This is a genomic window from Pseudomonas sp. TE50-2, from assembly GCF_040813665.1.
In the GTDB taxonomy this organism is placed as follows: Bacteria; Pseudomonadota; Gammaproteobacteria; order Pseudomonadales; family Pseudomonadaceae; genus Aquipseudomonas; species Aquipseudomonas soli.
Window position 1 is genome coordinate 4606049 of the sequence record NZ_JBFNXN010000001.1, and the last position, 24179, is coordinate 4630227.

The following is a 24179-nucleotide window of genomic DNA, read 5'->3' on the forward strand; positions in this document are numbered from 1 at the left end:
GGCTTGTCCCGCGATGCGATTTGTATATGTGAACACTCGTTCACCCAATTCTCACCGAGCATCTCCCCGCCACCCCCTGCTGCCGTTACACTGCGCGATTGCGACACTGTTTGTCGCATTGCCGAAAACCGCGTGAAAACTCGGTTTGGCGCTGTAACAAGTTGTCGCCTGGCAGCAAGGACAGGCGCCGATCAGTCCTTACAATCCCTTCATCGCTCGCCACTTCCAGGCCAGCGTTCCTCTTCAGGAGACTCAGATGTCCGTTGAGCAAGCCCCGGTGCAACGTGCCGATTTCGACCAGGTCATGGTTCCCAACTACTCCCCGGCGGCCTTCATTCCTGTGCGAGGCGAGGGCTCCCGAGTATGGGACCAGTCCGGGCGCGAGCTGATCGACTTCGCCGGCGGCATCGCGGTCAACGCACTCGGCCACTGCCATCCGGCGCTGGTCAAGGCGCTGACCGAGCAAGCCAATACCCTCTGGCATGTCTCCAACGTGTTCACCAACGAGCCGGCCCTGCGCCTGGCGCATAAGCTGGTGGACGCGACCTTTGCCGAGCGCGCCTTCTTCTGCAACTCCGGCGCCGAGGCCAACGAGGCCGCCTTCAAGCTGGCCCGTCGTGTCGCCCATGACCGTTTCGGCCCCGAGAAGCACGAGATCATCGCCACCGTTAACAGCTTCCACGGTCGCACCCTGTTCACCGTCAGCGTCGGTGGCCAGCCCAAGTACTCCGATGGCTTCGGGCCGAAGATCACCGGCATCAGCCACGTGCCGTACAACGACCTGGAAGCGTTGAAGGCGCAGATCTCCGACAAGACCTGCGCCGTGGTCATCGAACCGATCCAGGGCGAGAGCGGTGTGGTGCCGGCCGACAAGGCCTACCTGGAAGGCGCGCGCAAGCTGTGCGACGAGCACAACGCGCTGCTGATCTTCGATGAAGTGCAGACCGGCGTCGGCCGTACCGGCTCGCTGTATGCCTACCAGCATTACGGCGTCACTCCGGACATCCTGACCAGTGCCAAGAGCCTGGGCGGCGGCTTCCCGATTGGCGCGATGCTGACCACCAGCGACCTGGCCAAGCACCTGGCCGTCGGCACCCACGGCACCACCTACGGCGGCAACCCGCTGGCCTGTGCCGTCGCCTGCGCCGTGCTCGATGTGGTCAACACTCCGGAAACCCTGGCGGGCATCAAGGCCAAGCATGAGCGCTTCAAGGCCCGCCTGGAGAAGATCGGCCAGGAAACCGGCCTGTTCACCCTGGTGCGCGGTGTCGGCCTGCTGATCGGCTGCGTGCTCAGTGACGCCTGGAAGGGCAAGGCCAAGGACATCCTCAACGCCGCCGAGAAGGAAGGCGTGATGGTCCTTCAGGCAGGTCCCGATGTCGTGCGCTTCGCCCCGAGCCTGGTGGTCGAGGACAGCGATATCGATGAAGGCCTGGAGCGCTTCGAGCGCGCTGTGCGCAAACTGACCCAGGGCTGATCCTGCGGTTCTGTCGCCGGCCTCGAGCGAGGCCGGCGATACCTGATTCCAGTGCGGGCACCTGCTTGCAGGTAGTGGCGCGTGCCCGCCGTTTTTTCGTGCCGAGGTGATCGGTGCGCTTTCCCGAAAGGAGTGACACCATGCTGGTGATGCGCCCCGCGCAAATGGCTGATCTGAACGAAGTGCAGCGCATGGCTGCCGACAGCCCCATTGGTGTCACCTCGCTGCCGGACGATGCTGGCCGCCTGGGCGACAAGATCGCCGCGTCGGAAACCTCTTTCGCCGCCGAGGTCAGCTTCAACGGCGAGGAGAGCTACTTCTTCGTGCTCGAGGACAGCGCCACCGGCAAGCTGGTCGGTTGTTCGGCCATCGTCGCCTCGGCCGGCTACTCCGAGCCGTTCTACAGCTTCCGCAACGAGACCTTCGTGCACGCCTCTCGCGAGCTGAAGATCCACAACAAGATCCACGTCCTGTCGCTGTGCCACGACCTTACCGGCAATAGCCTGCTGACCAGCTTCTACGTGGTGCCGGAGCTGGTGACCAGCGCCTTTGCCGAACTCAACTCGCGTGGCCGCCTGCTGTTCATGGCCTCGCACCCGGAGCGCTTCGCCGAGTCGGTGGTCACCGAGATCGTCGGCTACAGCGACGAGCAGGGCGAGTCACCGTTCTGGGACGCCATCGGCCGCAACTTCTTCGACCTCAACTATGCCGATGCCGAGCGCCTGTGCGGCCTGAAGAGCCGTACTTTCCTCGCCGAACTGATGCCGCACTATCCGATCTACGTGCCGCTGCTGCCGGATGCCGCGCAGGAAGCCATGGGCCAGGTGCATCCGCGGGCGCAGATCACCTTCGACATCCTCATGCGCGAAGGCTTCGAGACCGAACACTACATCGACATCTTCGACGGTGGCCCAACCCTGCATGCCCGCGCTTCAGGCATTCGCTCCATTGCCCAGAGCCGGGTGGTGCCGGTCAAGCTCGACGACGCAGTGATCAAGGGCGGCCGTCCGTACCTGGTGTGCAATGGCCAGTTGCAGGACTACCGCGCCGTGCTGCTGGAACTGGACTGGGTGCCGGGCAAGCCGGTCAGCCTCAGCGGCGAAGCTGCCGAGGCCCTGGGTGTCGGCGAGGGCGCCAGTGTGCGCCTGGTCGCGGTCTGAACCGCCGCAACAGAGAGTTTCGCGGCAGGCACAGACCGCCGCACAAGGAGATAGCATGATCGTTCGTCCTGTACGCAGCAGCGATTTACCCGCGCTGATCGAGTTGGCCCGCAGCACCGGCACTACCGGGCTGACCACCCTGCCTGCCAACGAGGAGCGCCTCGGCCAGCGGGTCGGCTGGGCGGAAAAGAGCTTCCGTGGCGAAGCCGAGCGCGGCGACACCGACTACTTGTTCGTGCTGGAGAACGACGAGGGCCTGGTGGTCGGCATCAGCGCCATCGCCGGCGCTGTCGGCCTGCGCGAGCCCTGGTACAACTACCGGGTTGGCCTGACCGTCAGCGCTTCCCAGGAGCTGAACATCTATCGCGAGATTCCCACGCTGTTCCTGGCCAACGACCTGACCGGCAACTCCGAGCTGTGTTCGCTGTTCCTGCGCAGCGATTACCGCAGCGGGCTCAACGGGCGTCTGCTGTCCAAGGCGCGCATGCTGTTCATCGCCGAGTTCCCGCAGCTGTTCGGCAACAAGATCATCGCCGAGATGCGCGGCATGTCCGACGAGGCAGGTCGTTCGCCATTCTGGGAAAGCCTGGGCCGGCACTTCTTCAAGATGGAGTTCAGCCAGGCCGACTACCTCACCGGCGTGGGCAACAAGTCGTTCATCGCCGAGCTGATGCCCAAGTTCCCGCTGTACACCTGCTTCCTTTCGGAAGCGGCGCGCAACGTCATCGGCCGCGTGCACGCCGATACCGAGCCGGCGCTGGCCATGCTCAAGCGCGAAGGTTTCAACTACCAGGGCTACGTCGACATCTTCGACGCAGGCCCCGCCATCGAGTGCGAGACCTCGAAGATCCGCGCCGTGCGCGACAGCGAGACCCTGGTGCTGGCCGTTGGTACACCAGGCGACGACGCCACCCCTTTCATCATCCACAACCGCAAGCGCGAAGACTGCCGCATCACGGCCGCGCCGGCGCGCCTGGCCGCAGGCACCCTGGTGGTCGATCCGCAGACCGCCAAGCGCCTGCGCCTGGGCGCAGGCGACAACGTGCGCGCCGTGCCACTGTCTGCCGGTCGGGAGGCCCAGTAAATGAATACGCATTACATTGCCGGCCAATGGCTGGCTGGCCAGGGCGAAGGCCTGCAGTCGCTCAACCCCGTCACCCAGGCGGTGATCTGGCAAGGGCAGGGCGCCGATGCCGCGCAGGTAGAGAATGCCGTGCAGGCTGCCCGCCAGGCGTTCCCTGGCTGGGCATCGCTGAGCCTGGAGGCGCGCATCAGCGTGCTGGAGGCCTTCGCCGAGAAGCTCAAGGCCAATGCCGAGGCATTGTCGCGCTGCATTGGCGAGGAAACCGGCAAGCCGCTGTGGGAATCGGCCACTGAAGTGACCAGCATGGTCAACAAGGTCGCCATCTCGGTGCAGAGCTACCGCGAGCGTACCGGCGAGAAGAGCGGTCCGCTGGCCGACGCCACTGCGGTGCTGCGCCACAAGCCCCATGGCGTGGTGGCGGTGTTCGGCCCGTACAACTTCCCCGGTCACCTGCCCAACGGCCATATCGTTCCGGCGCTGCTGGCCGGCAATTGCGTGGTGTTCAAGCCCAGCGAGCTGACCCCCAAGGTTGCCGAGCTGACGGTCCAGTGCTGGATCGAGGCCGGGTTGCCGGCTGGTGTGCTCAACCTGGTCCAGGGCGCCCGTGAGACCGGCGTGGCGTTGGCCGCCAACCCGGGTATCGACGGTTTGTTCTTCACCGGTTCCAGCCGTACCGGCAACCTGCTGCACCAGCAGTTCGCCGGCCGCCCGGACAAGATCCTGGCCCTGGAGATGGGCGGCAACAACCCGCTGGTGGTTGACGAGGTCAAGGACCTGGATGCCGCGGTGTACACCATCATCCAATCGGCCTTCATCTCCGCCGGCCAGCGTTGCACCTGTGCCCGCCGCCTGTTGGTGCCGCAGGGCGCCTGGGGTGACGGGCTGATCCAGCGCCTGGTCGAGGTGAGCCGCAGCATCAGTGTCGGCGCATTTGATCAGCAGCCCGCGCCGTTCATGGGTTCGGTGATTTCGCTGCAGGCGGCACGCGCATTGCTGGCGGCCCAGGCCGAACTGCTCGGCAAGGGCGCCGTGGCGCTGCTGGAGATGACCCAACCGCAGGCTGACGCCGCCTTGCTTACCCCCGGCATCATCGACGTCACTGCGGTAACCGGGCGCCCGGACGAGGAATTCTTCGGCCCATTGCTGCAGGTTATCCGCTACACCGATTTCGATGCGGCAATCGAGGAAGCCAACAACACCCAGTACGGCCTGGCCGCCGGCCTGCTGTCGGACTCCAACGCCCGCTACCAGCACTTCTGGCTGCGCAGCCGCGCCGGCATCGTCAACTGGAACAAGCAACTGACCGGCGCCGCCAGCAGTGCGCCGTTCGGTGGCGTCGGTGCCAGCGGCAACCACCGCGCCAGCGCCTACTACGCGGCGGACTACTGCGCCTACCCCGTGGCTTCGCTGGAGACCGCGAACCTCGTACTGCCGGCGACCCTGACGCCGGGCGTCACCCTATAACAACAGGTCTCGGAGCCTTGCCGATGAAATCCTTTGAAGTGAATTTTGATGGCCTGGTGGGGCCGACCCACAACTACGGCGGCCTGTCCTACGGCAACGTGGCCTCGCAGAGCAACAGCCAGCAGGGTTCCAACCCGCGCGAGGCGGCGCGCCAGGGCCTGGCGAAAATGAAGGCGCTGATGGAAATGGGCTTCAAGCAGGGCGTGCTGGCCCCGCAGGAGCGCCCGGATGTCGCCGCATTGCGCCGCCTGGGTTTCACCGGCAATGATGCCGAAGTGATCCAGCGTGCCGCCAAGGAAGCCATGCCGCTGCTGGTCGCCAGCTGCTCGGCGTCGAGCATGTGGGTGGCCAACGCCGCCACTGTCAGCCCTAGTGCCGACACTGCGGACGGTCGTGTGCACTTCACCGCCGCCAACCTGAACTGCAAGTACCATCGCAGCATCGAGCACCCGACCACCAGCCGGGTGCTGGGCGCCATGTTCAGCGATGACAAGCACTTCGCTCATCACCAGGCCTTGCCGGCCGTGGCGCAGTTCGGTGACGAAGGCGCGGCCAACCATACGCGGTTCTGCCGTGCCTATGGCGAAGCGGGGGTGGAGTTCTTCGTCTATGGCCGCAGCGCCTTCGACAGCCGCTACCCCGCGCCGCAGAAGTACCCGGCGCGCCAGACTCTGGAGGCTTCCCAGGCCGTCGCCCGCCTGCATGGGCTGAGCGATGATGGCGTGGTCTACGCTCAACAGAATCCGGCAGTGATCGACCAGGGCGTGTTCCACAACGACGTGATCTCGGTAGGCAATGGCGAAGTGCTGTTCTACCACGAGGACGCCTTCCTCGAGACCGATGCGGTGCTTGGCCAGCTGCAGGCTAAACTGGCCAGCAAGGGTGGCCGCTTCCAGGGCATCTGCGTGCCGCGTGCGGCGGTGACGGTGGAGGACGCAGTGCGTTCCTACCTGTTCAATAGCCAGTTGCTCAGCCGCGAAGACGGCTCGATGCTGCTGGTGGTGCCGGAAGAGTGCCGCAACAACGAGCGGGTCTGGGCGTACCTGGGGCAACTGACCAGCCAGGGCGGCCCGGTGAAGGAGGTCAAGGTGTTCGACCTCAAGCAGAGCATGCAGAACGGCGGTGGCCCGGCTTGCCTGCGGCTGCGCGTGGCGTTGAAGGAAAACGAACTGGCGGCGGTCAACCAAGGCGTTATCATGACCGCCCCGCTGTACGACACCCTGGTGCAATGGGTCGACAAGCACTACCGCGATCGCCTCGGCGAGGCGGACCTGGCCGACCCGCAGTTGCTGGTGGAATGCCGCACGGCACTGGATGAACTGACCCAGATCCTCAAGCTGGGTTCGGTCTATCCGTTCCAACGCCAACCTTGAAGAGAGAAATTGCAATGTCCGACGCCCTGCGCCTGATCCTGGAAGATGAAGACGGCACCCAGCTTGAAACCTCGTGCACCCGTTTTGCCGTGGTCTGGCAAGGCAAGGAGGTGTGGATCCAGCAGGACGGTCGCGGCCAGCTGCTGATCGGCGTCGATGTCGAGGAAGACGACACCGAGTACGCCAACCTGCTGCTGCGCCCGATGGCCACCAACCTGGTCAGCCTGCAACTGGAAATGGAACCGGCCGATGTCGCCGGTGACGACGACCACGTCCACGGCCCGGACTGCGGCCACCACCACTAAGGAAGCGCCTATGCTCGCCCTTGGCAAACTGCTTGAGCTGACCCTGACCGATCACGAACCGGCCGAGAAGACCCAAGTGACCACCCGGGGCGTGCGTTTGCGCTGGCTGGGGGAGGGTGCGCTGGAAGTGCGCCCGCCCGAAGGTGAGGATTGCGGGCTCGACCTGCTGCTGTCGGCCGGTATCCATGGCAACGAGACAGCGCCGATCGAGTTGCTCGAAAGGCTGCTGCACGGCGTGGCCAACGGCAAGATCAAGCCACGTGCGCGGGTGCTGTTCCTGTTCGGTAACCCGGCGGCGATCCGCAAGGGTGAGCGTTTCATCGAGCAGGACATCAACCGTCTGTTCAATGGCCGGCATGAACTCTCCAGTGGCTTCGAGGCGCTGCGCGCCGCCGAACTCGAACAGTTCGCCCGGGTGTTCTTCAGCAAGCCCGAACGCACCCGCCTGCACTACGACCTGCATACTGCCATTCGCGGGTCGAAGATCGAGCAGTTCGCGCTGTACCCCTACAAGGAGGGGCGCCTGCACTCCCGTCGAGAGCTGGCGCGTCTGGCAGCGGCCGGCATGGAGGCGGTGCTGCTGCAGAGCAAGTCGTCGATCACCTTCAGTGCCTTCACCTATGAGCAGCTCGATGCCGAGGCCTTCACCCTGGAGCTCGGCAAGGCGCGACCGTTCGGGCAGAACGAGGAGGTCAACCTCGACAGGCTCGAAGCGCGTCTGATCCAGCTCATCGAAGATGCCGAGCCGCAGACCGAGCAGTCCCTGGATGGCCTCAAGCTATTCAGTGTCGCCCGCGAGATCATCAAGCACAGCGACAGCTTCCGCCTGCACCTGCCGGCGGACATCGAAAACTTTTCCGAGCTGAAAAAGGGCGATCTGCTGGCCGAGGACCTGGCCGAGACGCGTTGGGTGGTGGAGGAGGAGGGCGCACGGATCATCTTCCCCAACCCCAAGGTGAAGAACGGGCTGCGCGCCGGCATCCTGATCGTCCCGGATTCGGGGCAACGCCTGGCCTGATACCCGTAGGCGCGGGGCAAGCCCGCGCCTGCGATTTTGGATCCCTTCGGTGATGAAATTCTTTTAATTCACCAACCTGTTAATTTTCCCCGCTCCGGGACCGTAATTGGCTTGCCAGTAGCGAAACGCTGGCGATAGCATCGCGGTCATGCCGTTTTCAATTGCTTTAGCCCTGCAAGCCGTCCAATCGACGGTTTCTATCGCATAAACACACTGCACCGAGACTGCAGGACCGATATAATGCGGCCCTTTGCCGTCGTTTCGTCGATTCGACGTGTGGCCGCCGTTTCCGTGGAAGAACCTATGAAAAGCGCAGAAATCCGTGAAGCCTTCCTCCGCTTCTTCGAAGAGCAGGGACATACTCGCGTTGCCTCCAGCTCCCTGATCCCGGGCAATGACCCGACCCTGCTGTTCACCAACGCCGGCATGAACCAGTTCAAGGACTGCTTCCTCGGCCAGGAAAAGCGCGCCTACACCCGCGCCGTGAGCAGCCAGAAGTGCGTGCGCGCCGGTGGCAAGCACAACGACCTGGAAAACGTCGGCTACACCGCCCGTCACCACACCTTCTTCGAGATGCTGGGCAACTTCAGCTTCGGCGACTATTTCAAGCGCGATGCCATCACCTTCGCCTGGACCTTCCTGACCTCGGACAAGTGGCTGAACCTGCCCAAGGAAAAGCTGTGGGTCACCGTCTACGCCAGCGACGACGAAGCCTACGACATCTGGACCAAGGAAGTCGGCGTGCCGGCCGAGCGCATGGTGCGCATCGGTGACAACAAGGGCGCCCCGTACGCCTCCGACAACTTCTGGACCATGGGCGACACCGGCCCGTGCGGCCCGTGCACCGAGATCTTCTATGACCACGGCGCCGACATCTGGGGCGGCCCACCCGGCTCGCCGGAAGAAGACGGCGATCGCTACATCGAGATCTGGAACAACGTCTTCATGCAGTTCAACCGTACCGCCGACGGCGTCCTGCACCCGCTGCCCGCCCCCTCGGTGGACACCGGCATGGGCCTGGAGCGCATCAGTGCGGTGATGCAGCACGTGCACTCGAACTACGAGATCGACCTGTTCCAGAGCCTGCTGGCCGCCGCCGCCGAAGCCATCGGCTGCAGCAACGATGACCAGCCATCGCTGAAAGTGGTCGCCGACCATATCCGTTCCTGCGGCTTCCTGATTGCCGACGGCGTGCTGCCGTCCAACGAAGGCCGTGGCTACGTGCTGCGCCGCATCATTCGCCGCGCCTGCCGCCACGGCAACAAGCTGGGCGCCAAGGGCAGCTTCTTCCACAAGATCGTCGCCGCCCTGGTGGCCGAGATGGGCGAAGCCTTCGCTGAGCTGAAGAGCCAGCAGGCGCACATCGAGCGCGTGCTCAAGACCGAGGAAGAGCAGTTCGCCAAGACCCTCGAGCAGGGCCTGCGTATCCTCGAGCAGGACCTGGCGCAACTGCAGGGCAAGGTCGTCCCGGGCGACGTGGTGTTCAAGCTGTACGACACCTACGGCTTCCCCATGGACCTCACCGCCGACATCGCCCGCGAGCGCGAGTTGACCATCGACGAAGCCGGCTTCGAGCGTGAAATGGAAGCCCAGCGCGAGCGTGCCCGTTCCGCCAGCGCCTTCGGCATGGACTACAACAGCCTGGTAAAAGTCGACACCGCCACCGATTTCCTCGGCTACGACACTACCGAAGGGCAAGGCAAGATCGTCGCCCTGTACAAGGATGGTCAGTCGGTCGACCAGTTGGGCGAAGGCGAGGAGGGCGTGGTCGTGCTCGACCGCACGCCGTTCTACGCCGAGTCCGGCGGCCAGGTCGGCGACAGCGGCTACCTGCAGGCCGGCGCCGCACGCTTCGACGTGCGCGATACCACCAAGACCGGTGGTGCCTTCCTGCACCACGGCGTGGTCGCCAGCGGTGCGCTGGTCATCGGCTCGCCGGTCGAGGCCAAGGTCGATGCCGAGGTGCAACACGCCACCTCGCTGAACCACTCGGCCACTCACCTGCTGCACGAAGCGTTGCGCCAGGTGCTGGGCGATCACGTGCAGCAGAAGGGCTCGCTGGTCGACAGCCAGCGCCTGCGTTTCGACTTCAGCCACTTCGAGGCGGTCAAGCCAGAGCAGATCAAGGCCCTGGAAGACATCGTCAACCGCGAAGTGCGCAGGAACACCCCGGTCGAGACCGAACTGACCGATATCGAAACCGCCAAGGCCAAGGGCGCCATGGCGCTGTTCGGTGAGAAATATGGCGACACCGTGCGTGTGCTGAGCATGGGCGGTGACTTCTCTGTCGAGCTGTGTGGCGGCATCCATGCCAAGCGCACCGGCGACATCAGCCTGTTCAAGATCATCAGCGAGGGCGGCGTGGCCTCTGGCGTGCGCCGTATCGAAGCGGTCACCGGCGCCGCCGCGCTGGCCTACCTGAACGCTGCCGAAGAGCAGGTCAAGGAAGCCGCGCAGCTGGTCAAGGGCAACCGCGACAACCTGATCGACAAGCTGTCGGCTGTGCTCGAGCGCAACCGCCAGCTGGAAAAGCAGCTCGAGCAGCTGCAGGCCAAGGCCGCCAGCGCCGCCGGGGATGATCTCTCCAACGCGGCCGTTGAGGTCAAGGGTGCCAAGGTCCTCGCCGCCCGCCTGGATGGGCAGGATGGCAAGGCCCTGCTGGCGCTCGTCGATCAGCTGAAGAACAAGCTCGGCCATGCAGTGATCCTGCTGGGCAGCGAGCATGAGGGCAAGGTCGTGCTGGTGGCTGGCGTGACCAAGGACCTCTCCAGCCAACTCAAGGCTGGCGATCTGATGAAACAAGCCGCTGCGGCGGTCGGTGGCAAGGGCGGCGGTCGCCCTGACATGGCCCAGGGTGGTGGCGTCGACGTCGCCGCGCTGGACAAGGCCCTGGCCCTGGCAGTGCCGTTCGCCGAGCAGGGACTTTGAGATGAGGCGGCCGGCGGTCTAGTCGCCGGCCGTTTCATGTTGGATTGTTTTTTGGGGCCCTTTAGGGCTGAGGCACCTTTGAAATGGCGTTGATCGTACAGAAATTTGGCGGTACCTCTGTCGGTTCCATCGAGCGGATCGAGCAGGTTGCCGACAAGGTCAAGAAATTCCGCGAGCAAGGCACCGACCTGGTGGTCGTGCTGTCGGCGATGAGCGGGGAAACCAATCGCCTGATCGACCTGGCGAAGCAGATCACCGACAAGCCCGAACCCCGCGAGCTGGACGTGATCGTCTCGACCGGCGAGCAGGTCACCATCGCCCTGTTGTCCATGGCCCTGATGAAGCGCGGCGTGCCGGCGGTGTCCTACACCGGTAACCAGGTGCGCATCCTCACCGACAGCGCGCACAACAAGGCGCGCATCCTGCAGATCGACGACCAGAAGATCCGCGCCGACCTCAAGGCTGGCCGTGTCGTGGTGGTTGCCGGTTTCCAGGGTGTCGACGAGCACGGCAACATCACCACCCTCGGTCGTGGCGGCTCCGACACCACCGGTGTGGCCCTGGCCGCGGCCCTGAAAGCCGACGAGTGCCAGATCTACACCGATGTCGATGGCGTCTACACCACCGACCCGCGTGTCGTGCCCCAGGCCCAGCGCCTGGAGAAGATCACCTTCGAGGAAATGCTGGAAATGGCCAGCCTCGGCTCCAAGGTGCTGCAGATCCGCTCGGTGGAGTTCGCCGGCAAGTACAACGTCCCGCTGCGCGTGCTGCACAGCTTCAAGGAGGGTCCGGGTACCCTCATTACCATCGATGAAGAGGAATCCATGGAACAGCCGATCATTTCCGGTATCGCCTTCAACCGTGATGAGGCCAAGCTGACCATTCGTGGCGTCCCGGACACCCCAGGCGTTGCCTTCAAGATCCTCGGCCCGATCAGCGCCGCGAACATCGAAGTCGACATGATCGTGCAGAACGTCTCGCACGATAACACCACCGACTTCACCTTCACCGTGCACCGCAACGAGTACGAGAAGGCGCTGAGCGTGCTGGAGAACACCGCCCGCGAGATCGGCGCGCGTGAAGTGATCGGCGACACCAAAATTGCCAAGGTATCGATCGTCGGCGTCGGCATGCGTTCCCACGCGGGCGTTGCCAGCCGCATGTTCGAGGCCCTGGCCAAGGAGAGCATCAACATCCAGATGATCTCCACCTCCGAGATCAAGGTCTCGGTGGTGATCGAAGAGAAGTACCTGGAGCTGGCCGTACGCGCGCTGCACACCGCGTTCGAGCTCGATGCTCCTGCCCGACAGGGTGAGTGACACGCTGCCTGGAGGGGCGCGGCTTGCCGCGCCCTTCGCGTTTCTGGTCGCGGCGGCTGTCCCTGTCCAGGCAGCCGTGGCGGTCGATCCGGGCCAGTGCCGTCGTCCCCGGCCAGGCCCTGCTTTTCAAAGACTGTTGTCCCTGAAGATTCATGTGAGGAGAAAACTATGCTGATTCTGACTCGTCGGTGCGCCGAGAGCCTGATCATTGGTGACGGTGAGATCACCGTGACGGTCCTGGGTGTCAAAGGCAACCAGGTGCGTATCGGCGTGAGCGCGCCGAAAGAAGTGGCCGTTCACCGCGAGGAAATCTACCTGCGGATCAAGAAAGAGAAGGACGAGGAGCCAAGCCTTTAATTCTTTTGAAGTTTTTTTCAAAAAAAGGGTTGCAAACGAGGAAGGGTGTGTTTAATATTCGCCTCGTGTTGCGGTGAGGTGGCCGAGTGGCCGAAGGCGCTCCCCTGCTAAGGGAGTATACCTCATAAGGGTATCGGGGGTTCGAATCCCCCCTTCACCGCCATTATTTGCCTGGAGCGCTTCAAGCGATCCGAATGGCACAGCAAGACACGGACTCATAGCTCAGCTGGATAGAGTACTCGGCTACGAACCGAGCGGTCGGAGGTTCGAATCCTCCTGAGTCCGCCACTTTTGAAGTGGCTTTGCCTGCAAGGCTGCTTCAATCAACCAGTGGTAACCTGGTCTAAAACTACCCCACGGACTCATAGCTCAGCTGGATAGAGTACTCGGCTACGAACCGAGCGGTCGCAGGTTCGAATCCTGCTGAGTCCGCCACTTTTGAAGTGGTTTTGCTTGCAAAGGCACTTCAACAAGCCAGTGGTAACCTGGCCTAAAACTACCAACCACGGACTCATAGCTCAGCTGGATAGAGTACTCGGCTACGAACCGAGCGGTCGCAGGTTCGAATCCTGCTGAGTCCGCCACTTTTTGAAGTGGCTCTGCTTGCAAAGACGCTTCAACAAGCCAGTGGTAATCTGGCCTAAAACTACCACCACGGACTCATAGCTCAGCTGGATAGAGTACTCGGCTACGAACCGAGCGGTCGCAGGTTCGAATCCTGCTGAGTCCGCCATACATCAAGAAGCCCGCTCATTTGAGCGGGCTTTTTGTTTTCCGTATGCGCTGAATTGTCGCAGATGTCCATCTAAGCTACTGCTGTAGGTGATCCTTGCAAGGATCTGCAGCTGTAGATCGAGTCGACACAAAACGAATGTGCTTTTAACGCCAGAGCAACCGTCGCACTGATGGCTTCGAGCGTTGTCACAGCTTTAGCGCGCAAACGATTGTTCTAGCCAAAAATTTAAGCGATCCGACAGCTTGCACAGTGTATGATTGCGCCCGTCAGCCCCGCCGGGGCTTGTGGAATACCACCATGGACTTACCCAGTAGTTACTCGCTAACACGCTTCATACAGACAGATCTGACCGATTGATTCTCCCGGCGTGCTCCGCTGCTGGGAGTGGAGTTCGCCTATGACCGAAATCGAAGTAAAGAAAACCCAAGACAGCCTGCAGGATCGCCTGGCCCAGGTGATCGAACTGTTGCAGCGCCAGCGGGTGGTCGAGGACCTGACGCACCGTCAGGAAGGTCATCACCATGACCTGGTGGAAAACCTGGTCCACCGCCAGAACCTGGTCGAGTTGCAGCGCAAGCTCGACGACCTGCACCCCGCAGACATCGCCCACATCCTTGAAGCCCTGCCACTGGACGATCGCCTGACGGTCTGGCAGCTGGTGCGCTCCGACCGTGACGGCGACATCCTGCTTGAAGTCTCCGATGCCGTGCGCCAGACCCTGATCGCCGACATGGACGATCACGAGTTGCTGGCGGCCGCCAAGGAGATGGACGCCGACGAACTCGCCGACCTGGCTCCGGAATTGCCCCGCGACGTCGTCCATGAACTCATGGAGAGCCTCGATGCTCAGCAGCGCGAGCGTGTGCGCTCGGCCCTGAGCTACGACGAGGAGCAGGTCGGTGCGTTGATGGACTTCGAGATGGTCACCATCCGCGAAGATGTCAGCCTCGAAGTGGTATTGCGCTACCTGCGCCGGCTCAAAGAGCTGCCAGGGCACACCGACAAGCTGTTCGTGGTCGATTACGACGGTATTCTCAAGGGCGTGCTGCCCATCAAGCGGTTGTTGGTCAACGACCCGGACAAGAAAGTCGCGGAGGTCATGGCCAATGACCCGGTGACCTTTCACCCCGAGGAAGATGCCTACGACGCGGCTCAGGCTTTCGAGCGATACGACCTGGTCTCCGCCCCTGTGGTGGACAAGAAAGAGCGCTTGATCGGCCGCCTGACCATCGACGAGATGGTCGACCTGATCCGTGAGGAAAGTGAGAGCGAAGTGCTCAACATGGCCGGTCTGCGCGAAGAGGAAGACATCTTCGCCTCGGTCTGGCGCTCGCTGCGCAACCGTTGGGCCTGGCTGGCCATCAACCTGATCACTGCGTTTGTCGCGTCGCGGGTGATCGGCCTGTTCGAAGGCTCCATCGAGAAGCTGGTGGCCCTGGCGGCATTGATGCCGATCGTTGCCGGCATCGGCGGTAACTCCGGCAACCAGACCATTACCATGATCGTTCGCGCCATGGCGCTGGACCAGGTGTCTCCAGGCAACACCAGCCGCCTGATGCGCAAGGAGCTGGCGGTATCGTTGATCAATGGCCTGGTCTGGGGCGGTGTGATCGGGGTGGTGGCGTTCTGGCTGTACGGTAGCTGGTCACTGGGGCTGGTCATGACCGCCGCGATGACCTTGAACCTGCTGCTGGCAGCGCTGATGGGTGTACTGATCCCGATGACGCTGACGCGCCTGGGCCGAGATCCGGCAATGGGGTCGAGCGTGATGATCACTGCCGTGACCGACAGTGGTGGGTTCTTCATCTTCCTCGGCCTGGCAACGTTGTTCCTGATGTAGGTCGACGGAACGCCAGAAACAAGAAAGCCAGCTTACGCTGGCTTTTTTGTGTGCGCTTGGCAGGATCAGGACGCGTCGGCGGCCATTTCCACATCGTGAGCGATGAGGGCGACCAGCGCATTCTGCTGGCGGTGGGACAGCTGGCGGAAGCGTTGCAGCAGTTCGCGTTCGTGAAGGCTGAGCTCTGGGCTGTCCAGGCGCATGCTCAGCTCGTCACCCAGAGCGCCTTCCTGGATAAGGCTCTGCTCCAGGCGGGCGATGATCTCGGAGTTCATGCTGCGGTGATGGTTGCGCGCTACCTCGGCAATGCGCTCACGCATCCCGTCTGGCAGGCGGACGACAAACTTGTCAGCGGTGCGGCTGGAGTAGATAGCCTGTTTCATTGGGCGCATATAAATTGACCGGTTGTTCTGGTTCAGGGGAGCGGTTCTCAAATTGGCCGCACGGTGGAAGTACGACCGCGGCGACGACAAAATGTTCAACCGTGATGTGATTTTGGTTCTTCATCTTGCCTCATGGTCGCCGTTTCCTTGGCGTCAATTCTGTGACAAATAGTGATCTCGATAAAGGCTTTTTGCCAGTACCAATTATCAGAAATGAGCACTGGTTTGAAAAGTTTCACATTCATCGAATTGCACAGGTGTCAGACAAATGCCGTCAAAATCTGGTAAAAGACAGCAAAGGGTTAGGGAAAATCATCAAATGCGCTGGTTTCCCATACATTGAGCATAGTGGCTATGCAATATGACGCAAGCGGTGGGGCGGCCTCAAGGGGGCGCCTGATATTCCTCATGGGACCGTCTGGTTCAGGAAAAGATTCCCTGCTCGAGGCGGCTCGTGAGCAATTGTCCGCCCAGGGGGTCGAAGTCGCCCGACGGGTCATCACGCGCTCTGCCGAAGCCAAGGGAGAAGCCGCGCATGGCGTGAGCGCCGAACGTTTCGAGGTGATGCGCGAAGCGGGGGCCTTTGCGTTGGACTGGCAGGCCAATGGCCTGCGCTACGGCATCCCTGTGCAGCTGGATGCGTGGCTCGCTGTGGGGCGCTCGGTACTGGTCAACGGTTCGCGGGCGTACCTGCCGATTGCCCGGCAGCGCTATCCCGACCTCGTGGCCGTGGGGCTGGTCGTTTCGCTGCCGGTGCTGCGCCAGCGCTTGCTGGCCCGGGGGCGGGAGAGCACCGAGCAGATCGAGCAGCGCCTGGCCCGCAACTTCAGGCTGCAGGCCTATGATCCCGGCGTGCATGTCGTGGACAATTCCGGGCCGTTGGCCGGTGCGGTCGAGGCCTTGATCGCACTGTTGCACGCCGAAGGCGTTATCGCTGACACGCAGGGAAAAAGACCGACGTGCATAATGCCCGATTGATACATGACAAATGCGTACATGCTGGTTAACATGCTCGCCGTCCCCGCCGTACAGCGTCCGCTGTTGGCTGCAGTGTCTCAGTAGCTCAATTGGATAGAGCATCCCCCTCCTAAGGGGAAGGTTGCAGGTTCAAATCCTGCCTGGGACGCCATTTCCCCTTTTGGTTTTCATAGTCCAGTGTGTCCGCGTGCCTGCCTCAGAGCTGGGCGCTGTAGCGTTGCTCGATATCCCGGTCATCCTCAGAGGTCAGCCTGCCATGCGACTGGCTGGCGACCTGCGCATTTTGCGCCTGATGTTCGACCTTGGCCTGGACCTTCGCTTCAATCTCTTCCTGCATACGTCGAGCGATCAGCTGATCGACCCTCATTTTCTGCTCGGGCGGCAACGCGTCGTACTCCTCCGGACTCAAGCCCAGCTCCTGAAGCATCTTTTCCTTGATCTTCTCTGCCGGCGACTTGGCCATGTAATCGCGAAACTCCTGCAGGGCGCTGGATCCTTCCTGTTTGCCCACGCTGGCCTGTTCGCGTTTGGCCGCGTCCGGATTCTGCAGCATGACCATCAGCTTGGCGAAGGCCTCCTTGCGATTGTCTTCGGCGTGTTGCTGCGACGTGCTGTCCTGATTGTTCTGCTGTGCCGAAGATTTCGCGCTGGCCATCAGCGGTTGGAGCGCGGGCATCTGCGCGGCGGGATGTTCGAGAGCGCTGCGTTGCGTTTGCACGGCCTGCCAGTTCAGGCCGTTCGCTGTGATAAGCATGTTTCCTCCATGAACGACTGTTAGAGAGGCGACTAAAGGGGCAAAAGCTGTGCCAGCGATGGTGGAACGGCAAAATAGGCCGCAAGGGCTATTCCGGCGACCTCTCGCTCGGAATATGCTTGCCCGGCAGAGGAACGGTATTGCCGCTAGCGGCAAAAAATAAGTGTCGGCAGCACCGGTTACGGGGCGCAGTTGCTGGGCAACAGGGAGAGCGTCCATGAGTCAGGCAGCAAAGCCGATACCGGCTGGCTTCACCGAGCAGCAATTGCACACCTTGTTCGAACTGATCAGCGACGGCATCTGGGACTGGGATGCCAACAGCGGCTATGTCTACCGCAACCCGGGCTGGTACGCGATGCTGGGTTACCCCAGCCACTCGCTGGACAACTCCGTGCTGACCTGGGAAAGCGTGATACACCCGCAGGACTATCCACGGGTGATGGCGCATTTCGAGGCCTATATCACCCAGCGCAACGAGCGCTACCGCATCGAGTACCGGTGCCGTTGCCAGGATGGCAGTTACCTGTGGGTCGAGGACAGCGGCCATATCATCGCCCGCAACGCCGATGGCTCGGTGGCGCGCATGCTTGGGGCCCATCGCAATATCGATGCAGGCAAGCGCCTGGTGGAGGAGCTCGAACAGCGCAACCAATCGCTCGAGGGCCAGGTGGCCGAGCGTACCCGTGAGCTGTCATGGGTCAACCAGCAGTTGCAGCGGCAACTGGATGAGAACCGCGAACTGGCCGAGCGGGATGCGTTGACCCGTACCGCCAATCGCTATCGCCTGGAGAAAACGCTTCAGCAGGAGTGCGAGCGCGCCCGGCGCTTCCGTGAGCCACTGGCATTGATCGCCATGGACCTGGACGACTTCAAGCCGATCAACGACCTGCACGGTCATGCCCGCGGGGATGCCGCGCTGATCGAGGTCACCGAGCGCATCCGTCAGTGCCTGGGCGGTCGGGGACTGCTGGCACGTTGGGGAGGTGATGAGTTTGCCGTGGTGTTGCCGCGCACATCGCTGGAACAGGCCTGTGAGGTGGCGTCGGCGATCCGCACGGCGATGGCGGCGATCGAGCCCATCGGCACGTGTCGGCTGACCATGAGCTATGGCGTGGTGCAGTGGCGTGAGGGTGACGATGTCGGCGGGTTGCTGGCACGGGCGGATCAGGCGCTGTATCGGGCCAAGGCGGATGGCAAGAACACCGTAGCCGAGTGATGGCTGAAAAAAGACCCGCGGCGCCTGGGGCGCAGCGGGCCAAATCGGCTAGTGCCGCTTCAGTGTCTTCAATCAGATGTGCAGTGCGTGCCCCAGGGCGCGCAGCGCCGCTTCCTGTACCGCCTCGCCCAGCGTCGGGTGGGCATGAATGGTCCCGGCGATGTCTTCCAGGCGCGCGCCCATTTCCAGGGACTGGGCGAAGGCACTGGACAGTTCGGAAACCGCCACGCCCACGGCTTGCCAGCCGAGGATCAGATGGTTGTCACGGCGAGCCACCACGCGCACGAAGCCGCTCTTCGACTCCAGGCTCATGGCCCGGCCATTCGCGGCGAAGGGGAACTGCGCGACGATGCAATCCACACCTTGCTGGCCGGCCTGTTCCGGGGTCTTGCCGACCACCACCACTTCCGGGTCGGTGAAGCACACCGCGGCGATTGCGCTCGGCTCGAAGCGTCGGCTCTTGCCGGCGATGATCTCGGCGACCATCTCGCCCTGGGCCATGGCCCGGTGCGCCAGCATCGGCTCGCCGGCCACGTCGCCGATGGCCCAGACGTTGCGCATGCTGGTCTGGCAGCGCTCATCAATGGCGATGGCGGCGCCGTTCATCTTCAAGTCCAGGCTTTCCAGGCCGAAGCCTTTGCTGCGTGGACGGCGGCCCACGGCCACCAGCACCTGGTCAGCTTCCAGGCGCAGTTGCCCACCCTGGCCGTCGCTGGCCAGCAGGCAGCCGTCGGCATAGCCTTCGACACTGTGGCCCAGGTACAGGGCGATGCCGAGTTTCTTGATCGAGTCGGCCACCGGCGCGGTGAGTTCCGCGTCGTACGTCGGCAGGATGCGTTCGCGGGCTTCCACCACGCTGACCTTGGCGCCGAGCTTGCGGTAGGCGATGCCCAGCTCCAGGCCGATGTAGCCGCCGCCGACCACCACCAGGTGCTCGGGCATGGCCTTGGGCGCCAGGGCCTCGGTGGAGGAAATGATCGGCCCGCCAATCGGTAGCATCGGCAGTTCGACACTGCTGGAGCCGGTGGCCAGCAGCAGGTGTTCGCACTGGATGCGCTGGCCATCGACTTCGACGCTCTTGCCATCGAGGATCTTCGCCCAACCATGGATCACCTTCACGCCGTGCTTTTTCAGCAGCGCGGCGACGCCGCTGGTGAGGCGGTCGACGATGCCGTCCTTCCACTCGACGCTGCGGCTGATGTCCAGGCGCGGCGAGGACACGCTGATGCCCAGCGGTGAGGGTTCGGTGTAGCGGCTGGCCTGGTGGAACTGCTCGGCCACGTGGATCAGCGCCTTGGACGGAATGCAGCCGATGTTCAGGCAGGTGCCGCCCAGGGCCTGGCCTTCGACCAGCACGGTGGGGATGCCCAGTTGCCCGGCGCGGATGGCGGCCACATAGCCGCCGGGGCCGCCACCGATGATCAGCAGGGTGGTGTTGATGAGCTCTTGCATGATCACTCCACGAACAGGCAGGCGGGCTGTTCCAGCAGGCCGCGCACGGCCTGGATGAACAGTGCGGCATCCATGCCATCGACCACGCGGTGGTCGAACGAGCTGGACAGGTTCATCATCTTGCGCACGACGATCTGGCCGTCGATCACCATCGGCCGTTCGACCATCCGGTTGACGCCGACGATCGCCACTTCCGGGGTGTTGACCACCGGGGTGCTGACGATGCCGCCGAGGGCGCCGAGGCTGGTCAGGGTGATGGTCGAGCCGGCCAGCTCTTCACGGCTGGCCTTGTTGTTGCGCGCCGCGTTAGCGACACGGGCGATCTCGCTGGCGTTGCTCCACAGGCTGCCGGCTTCGGCATGGCGCAGCACGGGCACCATCAGGCCGTTGTCACCCTGGGTGGCGATGCCGACGTGCACCGCGCCGTGGCGGGTGATGACCTGGGCTTCGTCGTCGTAGGTAGCGTTGATCTGCGGGAAGTCGCGCAGGGCGACGACCATGGCGCGTACCAGGAACGGCAGCAGGGTCAGCTTGCCGCGGCTGTCGCCATGCTTGGCGTTGAGCTGCTGGCGCAGGGCCTCGAGGGCGGTGACGTCGATTTCCTCGACGTAGCTGAAGTGGGCGACGCGGCGCTTGGCGTCCTGCATGCGCTGGGCGATCTTGCGGCGCAGGCCGATCACCGGTACCTGCTCGCTGTCGGTGCGTTTACCGTAGCCGCCGGGTGCCTGCCCGGCACTGCTCTGCGGCTTGCTGATGAAGGCATCGAGGTCTTCGTGCAGGATGCGCCCGGCCGGGCCGCTACCGTGCACGTAGCGCAGTTCGATACCGGCATCCAGGGCACGCTTGCGTACCGCCGGGGAGGCCAGTGGCTTGTCATGGGCCTCGCGCGGCACGATGGGCGCGGCTGCGTGGGTTGCGGCAACCTGCGGCTGGGGCTCGACGCGTGGCTCGGGGCGGGCTGCAGCCTGCGCCGCTGCAGGTGCCGGCTCGGCCGGCTTGGCCTGGGGCGTGTCGACATGATTGCCGCTGCCTTCGACTTCGATGCGGATCAGCTCGCTGCCGACCGCCATCACCTCACCAGGCTGGCCGCCCAGGGCCAGCACCTTGCCGCTGACCGGCGAAGGGATTTCCACGGTGGCCTTGTCGGTCATGACATCGGCCACCACTTGATCTTCGGCGATCACATCGCCGACCTTGACGAACCATTCCACCAACTCGACCTGCGCGATGCCTTCGCCAATGTCCGGCATCTTGATGACGTGCGTGCCCATTCAGACCTCCATGACCCGTTTCAGTGCCGCGCCTACCCGCGAAGGGCCGGGGAAGTAAGCCCATTCCTGTGCGTGGGGGTAGGGGGTATCCCAGCCGGTGACGCGCTCGATCGGCGCTTCGAGGTGATGGAAGCAGTGCTCCTGGACCAGCGATACCAGTTCCGCGCCGAAGCCGCAGGTGCGAGTGGCTTCGTGCACGACCACGCAACGGCCGGTTTTCTTCACCGACTCGACGATGGTCTCCAGGTCTAGCGGCCACAGGCTGCGCAGGTCGATGACCTCGGCGTCGACGCCGCTCTCTTCGGCCGCCACTTGCGACACATACACGGTGGTGCCGTAGGTCAGCACGGTGACGTCGTTGCCCGGGCGGGTGATCACCGCCTTGTCCAGCGGCACGCTGTAGTAGCCATCCGGCACGGCGCTGTGCGGATGCTTGGACCACGGCGTCACCGGACGGTCGTGGTGGCCGTCGAACGGGCCGTTGTACAGGCGCTTGGGCTCGAGGAAGATCACCGGATCGTCGCATTCGATCGAGGCGATCAGCAGGCCCTTGGCGTCATAGGGGTTCGATGGCATGACGGTGCGCAGGCCGCAGACCTGGGTGAACATCGCCTCGGGGCTCTGGCTGTGGGTCTGGCCGCCGTAGATGCCGCCACCGCAAGGCATGCGCAGGGTCAGCGGGGAGATGAACTCGCCGGCCGAGCGATAGCGCAGGCGGGCCATCTCCGAGACGATCTGGTCGGAGGCGGGGTAGAAGTAGTCGGCGAACTGGATCTCGACCACCGGGCGCAGGCCGTAGGCGCCCATGCCCACGGCGGTGCCGACGATGCCGCTTTCGGAGATCGGCGCGTCGAACACGCGGGACTTGCCGTATTTGGTCTGCAGGCCTTCGGTGCAGCGGAACACGCCGCCGAAGTAGCCAACGTCCTGGCCATAGACCACCACGTTGTCATCGCGCTCGAGCATGACATCCATGGCCGAGCGCAGGGCCTGGATCATGGTCATGGTGGTGGTGGACATGGCGTTTTCCAGATGGATGCTGTTGTTGTGATCGTTCATCTCAGACCCCCAGTTCCTGGCGCTGACGGCGCAAGTGGTCGGGCATTTCCTTGTACACGTCCTCGAACATCGACGCGGCGCTGGGGATATGGCCATTGCTCAGGGTGCCGAACTGCTCGGCGTCCTTCTGCGCCTTGATCACCTCGGCCTCGAGCTCGGCGGTGACCGCCTGGTGCTCTTCCTCGGACCAGTGGCCAAGCTTGATCAGGTGCTGCTTGAGGCGGGCGATTGGGTCGCCCAGCGGGAAGTGGCTCCAGTCGTCGGCCGGGCGGTACTTGGACGGGTCGTCCGAAGTCGAGTGCGGGCCGGCGCGGTAGGTGACCCATTCGATCAGCGTCGGGCCCAAGCCGCGGCGGGCGCGTTCGGCGGCCCAGCGCGAAGCGGCGTAGACCGCGATGAAGTCGTTGCCGTCGACGCGCAGCGAAGCGATGCCGCAACCCACGCCACGGCCGGCGAAGGTGGTCGACTCGCCCCCGGCGATGGCTTGGAAGGTCGAGATCGCCCACTGGTTGTTGACCACGTTGAGGATCACCGGGGCGCGGTACACGTGGGCGAAGGTCAGGGCGGTGTGGAAGTCGGACTCGGCCGTGGCGCCGTCGCCGATCCATGCCGAGGCGATCTTGGTATCGCCCTTGATCGCCGAGGCCATGGCCCAGCCGACCGCCTGGACGAACTGGGTGGCCAGGTTGCCGCTGATGGTGAAGAAGCCGGCCTCGCGCACCGAATACATGATCGGCAGCTGGCGGCCCTTGAGCGGGTCACGGGTGTTGGACAGCAGCTGGCAGATCATGTCGACCAGCGACACGTCGCGGGCCATCAGGATGCTCTGCTGGCGATAGGTGGGGAAGCACATGTCGGTACGGTTCAGGGCCAGGGCCTGGCCGCTGCCGATGGCTTCCTCGCCCAGGCTCTGCATGTAGAAGGACATCTTCTTCTGACGCTGGGCAACCACCATGCGGCTGTCGAAGATGCGCGTCTTGAGCATGGCGTGCATGCCCTGGCGCAGCACCTGCGGCTCGATGCCCTCGGCCCACGGGCCAACGGCGTCGCCATGCTCGTTGAGCACGCGCACGAGGCTGTAGGATAGGTCCGCGGTGTCGGCGGCTTCCACATCGATAGGGGGTTTACGGACTTGACCGGCGTCGTTCAGGCGCAGGTAGGAGAAATCGGTCTGGCAGCCTGGCCGGCCTGTAGGCTCGGGCACATGCAGACGCAGGGGGGCGTACTCGTTCATGCTTTTTACGCTCGCTCGAATGTTGTTTTTGTGAGCTTTGAAGCGGCCGCCGCTGACTGCCGGCTCGTGACTGGCAGGTCAGCGTCTTTTTACATCATAGGGGGACGGCAGGAGAATTTTTCTCTCAAGTTCGTTGCCTTTCTCCTGTGGCGCAGATAAACATTCCGTACAAACACAAAAACCAGGTCAATTTCTCTCATGCGTAAATTGGATCGAACGGATATCGGCATCCTCAACAGCCTGCAGGAAAACGCCCGCATCACCAACGCGGAGCTGGCGCGCTCGGTCAACCTGTCGCCCACGCCGTGCTTCAACCGGGTCAAGGCCATGGAGGAGCTGGGGGTGATTCGCCAGCAGGTGACATTGTTGTCACCCGAGGCGCTGGGGCTGGATGTGAACGTGTTCATCCATGTCAGCCTGGAAAAGCAGGTGGAGCAGTCGCTGCATCGCTTCGAGGAAGAAATTGCCGAGCGCCCTGAGGTGATGGAGTGCTACCTGATGACCGGCGACCCGGACTACCTGCTGCGGGTGCTGCTGCCAAGCATCCAGGCACTGGAGCGCTTTCTCGATTACCTCACCCGCTTGCCCGGGGTGGCGAACATTCGCTCCAGCTTTGCCTTGAAGCAGGTGCGTTACAAGACCGCGTTGCCGCTGCCGGCCAATGGCATGACGTTGCGCGAGCAATGATCCGGGCGCGGTGCCTGGGGTGCTTGATATTTTAAACACCCCCGGCCTATGTTGTGTACGTCGCCATTCCCGGCATGCGAACAC

General features: G+C 63.3%; 20 protein-coding genes and 6 tRNA genes. 20 read left to right on the forward strand and 6 right to left on the reverse strand.

Features of this window, described 5'->3' with window-relative positions; genetic code table 11:
* Positions 1-256: 256 nt before the first annotated feature.
* From AAHK21_RS21035 to mgtE, 16 genes are all read left to right on the forward strand, one after another.
* Positions 257-1477, forward strand: a complete 1221-nt coding sequence (locus AAHK21_RS21035) for an aspartate aminotransferase family protein (protein WP_367858236.1) — start codon at positions 257-259, stop codon at positions 1475-1477.
* Positions 1478-1617: 140 nt separating this feature from the next.
* Entirely contained in the window at positions 1618-2637 is a 1020-nt protein-coding gene (gene aruF, locus AAHK21_RS21040; protein WP_046854622.1) for an arginine/ornithine succinyltransferase subunit alpha, read from the forward strand.
* A 55-nt stretch (positions 2638-2692) separates the two neighbouring features.
* The gene (astA, locus tag AAHK21_RS21045; protein WP_046854623.1) at positions 2693-3721 is read left to right on the forward strand and encodes an arginine N-succinyltransferase; all 1029 of its coding nucleotides are present in this window, start codon (positions 2693-2695) and stop codon (positions 3719-3721) included.
* A complete protein-coding gene (gene astD / locus AAHK21_RS21050; RefSeq protein ID WP_367858237.1) occupies positions 3722-5185 on the forward strand; it encodes a succinylglutamate-semialdehyde dehydrogenase in 1464 nt (487 codons plus the stop codon).
* Between the two features lie 23 nt (positions 5186-5208).
* Positions 5209-6558, forward strand: a complete 1350-nt coding sequence (gene astB, locus AAHK21_RS21055) for an N-succinylarginine dihydrolase (protein WP_367858238.1) — start codon at positions 5209-5211, stop codon at positions 6556-6558.
* A gap of 14 nt (positions 6559-6572) precedes the next feature.
* Positions 6573-6863 carry a hypothetical protein gene (locus tag AAHK21_RS21060; RefSeq protein WP_011534960.1) on the forward strand — a complete coding sequence of 97 codons (291 nt, stop codon included), beginning with the start codon at positions 6573-6575 and terminating at the stop codon, positions 6861-6863.
* A gap of 10 nt (positions 6864-6873) precedes the next feature.
* Positions 6874-7881 (forward strand): succinylglutamate desuccinylase, encoded by a 1008-nt coding sequence (gene astE, locus AAHK21_RS21065; protein ID WP_046854626.1) that lies wholly within the window; start codon positions 6874-6876, stop codon positions 7879-7881.
* 303 nt (positions 7882-8184) lie between these two features.
* Positions 8185-10809 carry an alanine--tRNA ligase gene (gene alaS / locus AAHK21_RS21070; RefSeq protein WP_367858239.1) on the forward strand — a complete coding sequence of 875 codons (2625 nt, stop codon included), beginning with the start codon at positions 8185-8187 and terminating at the stop codon, positions 10807-10809.
* Between the two features lie 83 nt (positions 10810-10892).
* Positions 10893-12128 (forward strand): aspartate kinase, encoded by a 1236-nt coding sequence (locus tag AAHK21_RS21075; protein WP_028691060.1) that lies wholly within the window; start codon positions 10893-10895, stop codon positions 12126-12128.
* Positions 12129-12296: 168 nt separating this feature from the next.
* Positions 12297-12485: a carbon storage regulator CsrA gene (gene csrA / locus AAHK21_RS21080; RefSeq protein ID WP_003254503.1), complete on the forward strand. Its 189-nt coding sequence runs from the start codon at positions 12297-12299 to the stop codon at positions 12483-12485.
* 72 nt (positions 12486-12557) lie between these two features.
* Positions 12558-12648: transfer RNA gene (locus AAHK21_RS21085), tRNA-Ser, on the forward strand.
* A 48-nt stretch (positions 12649-12696) separates the two neighbouring features.
* A tRNA-Arg gene (locus tag AAHK21_RS21090) sits at positions 12697-12773 on the forward strand.
* Between the two features lie 70 nt (positions 12774-12843).
* Positions 12844-12920, forward strand: a tRNA-Arg gene (locus tag AAHK21_RS21095).
* Positions 12921-12992: 72 nt separating this feature from the next.
* A tRNA-Arg gene (locus AAHK21_RS21100) sits at positions 12993-13069 on the forward strand.
* A 72-nt stretch (positions 13070-13141) separates the two neighbouring features.
* Positions 13142-13218 (forward strand) — tRNA-Arg (locus AAHK21_RS21105).
* Between the two features lie 400 nt (positions 13219-13618).
* Positions 13619-15061, forward strand: a complete 1443-nt coding sequence (mgtE, locus tag AAHK21_RS21110) for a magnesium transporter (protein ID WP_263160367.1) — start codon at positions 13619-13621, stop codon at positions 15059-15061.
* A 65-nt stretch (positions 15062-15126) separates the two neighbouring features.
* Here the strand turns inward: mgtE and AAHK21_RS21115 are convergent, their stop codons facing one another.
* Positions 15127-15453 (reverse strand): Arc family DNA-binding protein, encoded by a 327-nt coding sequence (locus tag AAHK21_RS21115; protein ID WP_003254499.1) that lies wholly within the window; start codon positions 15451-15453, stop codon positions 15127-15129.
* 345 nt (positions 15454-15798) lie between these two features.
* Here AAHK21_RS21115 and phnN point away from each other — a divergent pair, with 345 nt between their 5' ends.
* On the forward strand, positions 15799-16422 hold the full coding sequence (gene phnN, locus AAHK21_RS21120) for a phosphonate metabolism protein/1,5-bisphosphokinase (PRPP-forming) PhnN (RefSeq protein ID WP_367858240.1): 624 nt from the start codon (positions 15799-15801) through the stop codon (positions 16420-16422).
* A gap of 74 nt (positions 16423-16496) precedes the next feature.
* Positions 16497-16573: transfer RNA gene (locus tag AAHK21_RS21125), tRNA-Arg, on the forward strand.
* Between the two features lie 45 nt (positions 16574-16618).
* Here AAHK21_RS21125 and AAHK21_RS21130 read toward each other — a convergent pair.
* On the reverse strand, positions 16619-17140 hold the full coding sequence (locus AAHK21_RS21130) for a hypothetical protein (RefSeq protein ID WP_367858241.1): 522 nt from the start codon (positions 17138-17140) through the stop codon (positions 16619-16621).
* A gap of 253 nt (positions 17141-17393) precedes the next feature.
* On the opposite strand from AAHK21_RS21130, the gene AAHK21_RS21135 reads away from it, so the two are divergent.
* Entirely contained in the window at positions 17394-18392 is a 999-nt protein-coding gene (locus AAHK21_RS21135; RefSeq protein ID WP_023629442.1) for a sensor domain-containing diguanylate cyclase, read from the forward strand.
* A gap of 72 nt (positions 18393-18464) precedes the next feature.
* On the opposite strand, the gene lpdA is transcribed toward AAHK21_RS21135, so the two are convergent.
* From lpdA to AAHK21_RS21155, 4 genes are read right to left on the reverse strand one after another with little or no spacing between them, the layout of a single operon-like run.
* The gene (gene lpdA, locus AAHK21_RS21140) at positions 18465-19844 is read right to left on the reverse strand and encodes a dihydrolipoyl dehydrogenase (protein ID WP_367858242.1); all 1380 of its coding nucleotides are present in this window, start codon (positions 19842-19844) and stop codon (positions 18465-18467) included.
* A 2-nt stretch (positions 19845-19846) separates the two neighbouring features.
* The gene (locus tag AAHK21_RS21145; RefSeq protein WP_367858243.1) at positions 19847-21115 is read right to left on the reverse strand and encodes a dihydrolipoamide acetyltransferase family protein; all 1269 of its coding nucleotides are present in this window, start codon (positions 21113-21115) and stop codon (positions 19847-19849) included.
* Complete coding sequence (locus AAHK21_RS21150) at positions 21116-22174, reverse strand: alpha-ketoacid dehydrogenase subunit beta (RefSeq protein ID WP_038706568.1); 1059 nt, start codon at positions 22172-22174, stop codon at positions 21116-21118.
* Position 22175: 1 nt separating this feature from the next.
* Positions 22176-23408: a 3-methyl-2-oxobutanoate dehydrogenase (2-methylpropanoyl-transferring) subunit alpha gene (locus tag AAHK21_RS21155; RefSeq protein WP_094011875.1), complete on the reverse strand. Its 1233-nt coding sequence runs from the start codon at positions 23406-23408 to the stop codon at positions 22176-22178.
* A gap of 198 nt (positions 23409-23606) precedes the next feature.
* Between AAHK21_RS21155 and bkdR the strand changes: the two genes are divergently transcribed.
* Complete coding sequence (gene bkdR, locus AAHK21_RS21160; RefSeq protein WP_028691050.1) at positions 23607-24095, forward strand: Bkd operon transcriptional regulator BkdR; 489 nt, start codon at positions 23607-23609, stop codon at positions 24093-24095.
* The last annotated feature ends 84 nt before the right edge of the window (positions 24096-24179 follow it).

Coding starts and splice junctions, on each gene's coding strand:
- AAHK21_RS21115 (WP_003254499.1), bottom strand. CDS start 15,453: ATGCGCCCAATGAAACAGGCTATCTACTCCAGCCGCACCGCTGACAAG.
- alaS (WP_367858239.1), top strand. CDS start 8,185: ATGAAAAGCGCAGAAATCCGTGAAGCCTTCCTCCGCTTCTTCGAAGAG.
- astD (WP_367858237.1), top strand. CDS start 3,722: ATGAATACGCATTACATTGCCGGCCAATGGCTGGCTGGCCAGGGCGAA.
- lpdA (WP_367858242.1), bottom strand. CDS start 19,844: ATGCAAGAGCTCATCAACACCACCCTGCTGATCATCGGTGGCGGCCCC.
- astB (WP_367858238.1), top strand. CDS start 5,209: ATGAAATCCTTTGAAGTGAATTTTGATGGCCTGGTGGGGCCGACCCAC.
- AAHK21_RS21145 (WP_367858243.1), bottom strand. CDS start 21,115: ATGGGCACGCACGTCATCAAGATGCCGGACATTGGCGAAGGCATCGCG.
- mgtE (WP_263160367.1), top strand. CDS start 13,619: ATGACCGAAATCGAAGTAAAGAAAACCCAAGACAGCCTGCAGGATCGC.
- astA (WP_046854623.1), top strand. CDS start 2,693: ATGATCGTTCGTCCTGTACGCAGCAGCGATTTACCCGCGCTGATCGAG.
- AAHK21_RS21035 (WP_367858236.1), top strand. CDS start 257: ATGTCCGTTGAGCAAGCCCCGGTGCAACGTGCCGATTTCGACCAGGTC.
- AAHK21_RS21135 (WP_023629442.1), top strand. CDS start 17,394: ATGAGTCAGGCAGCAAAGCCGATACCGGCTGGCTTCACCGAGCAGCAA.
- aruF (WP_046854622.1), top strand. CDS start 1,618: ATGCTGGTGATGCGCCCCGCGCAAATGGCTGATCTGAACGAAGTGCAG.
- phnN (WP_367858240.1), top strand. CDS start 15,799: ATGCAATATGACGCAAGCGGTGGGGCGGCCTCAAGGGGGCGCCTGATA.
- AAHK21_RS21060 (WP_011534960.1), top strand. CDS start 6,573: ATGTCCGACGCCCTGCGCCTGATCCTGGAAGATGAAGACGGCACCCAG.
- csrA (WP_003254503.1), top strand. CDS start 12,297: ATGCTGATTCTGACTCGTCGGTGCGCCGAGAGCCTGATCATTGGTGAC.
- bkdR (WP_028691050.1), top strand. CDS start 23,607: ATGCGTAAATTGGATCGAACGGATATCGGCATCCTCAACAGCCTGCAG.
- AAHK21_RS21150 (WP_038706568.1), bottom strand. CDS start 22,174: ATGAACGATCACAACAACAGCATCCATCTGGAAAACGCCATGTCCACC.
- astE (WP_046854626.1), top strand. CDS start 6,874: ATGCTCGCCCTTGGCAAACTGCTTGAGCTGACCCTGACCGATCACGAA.
- AAHK21_RS21075 (WP_028691060.1), top strand. CDS start 10,893: ATGGCGTTGATCGTACAGAAATTTGGCGGTACCTCTGTCGGTTCCATC.
- AAHK21_RS21155 (WP_094011875.1), bottom strand. CDS start 23,408: ATGAACGAGTACGCCCCCCTGCGTCTGCATGTGCCCGAGCCTACAGGC.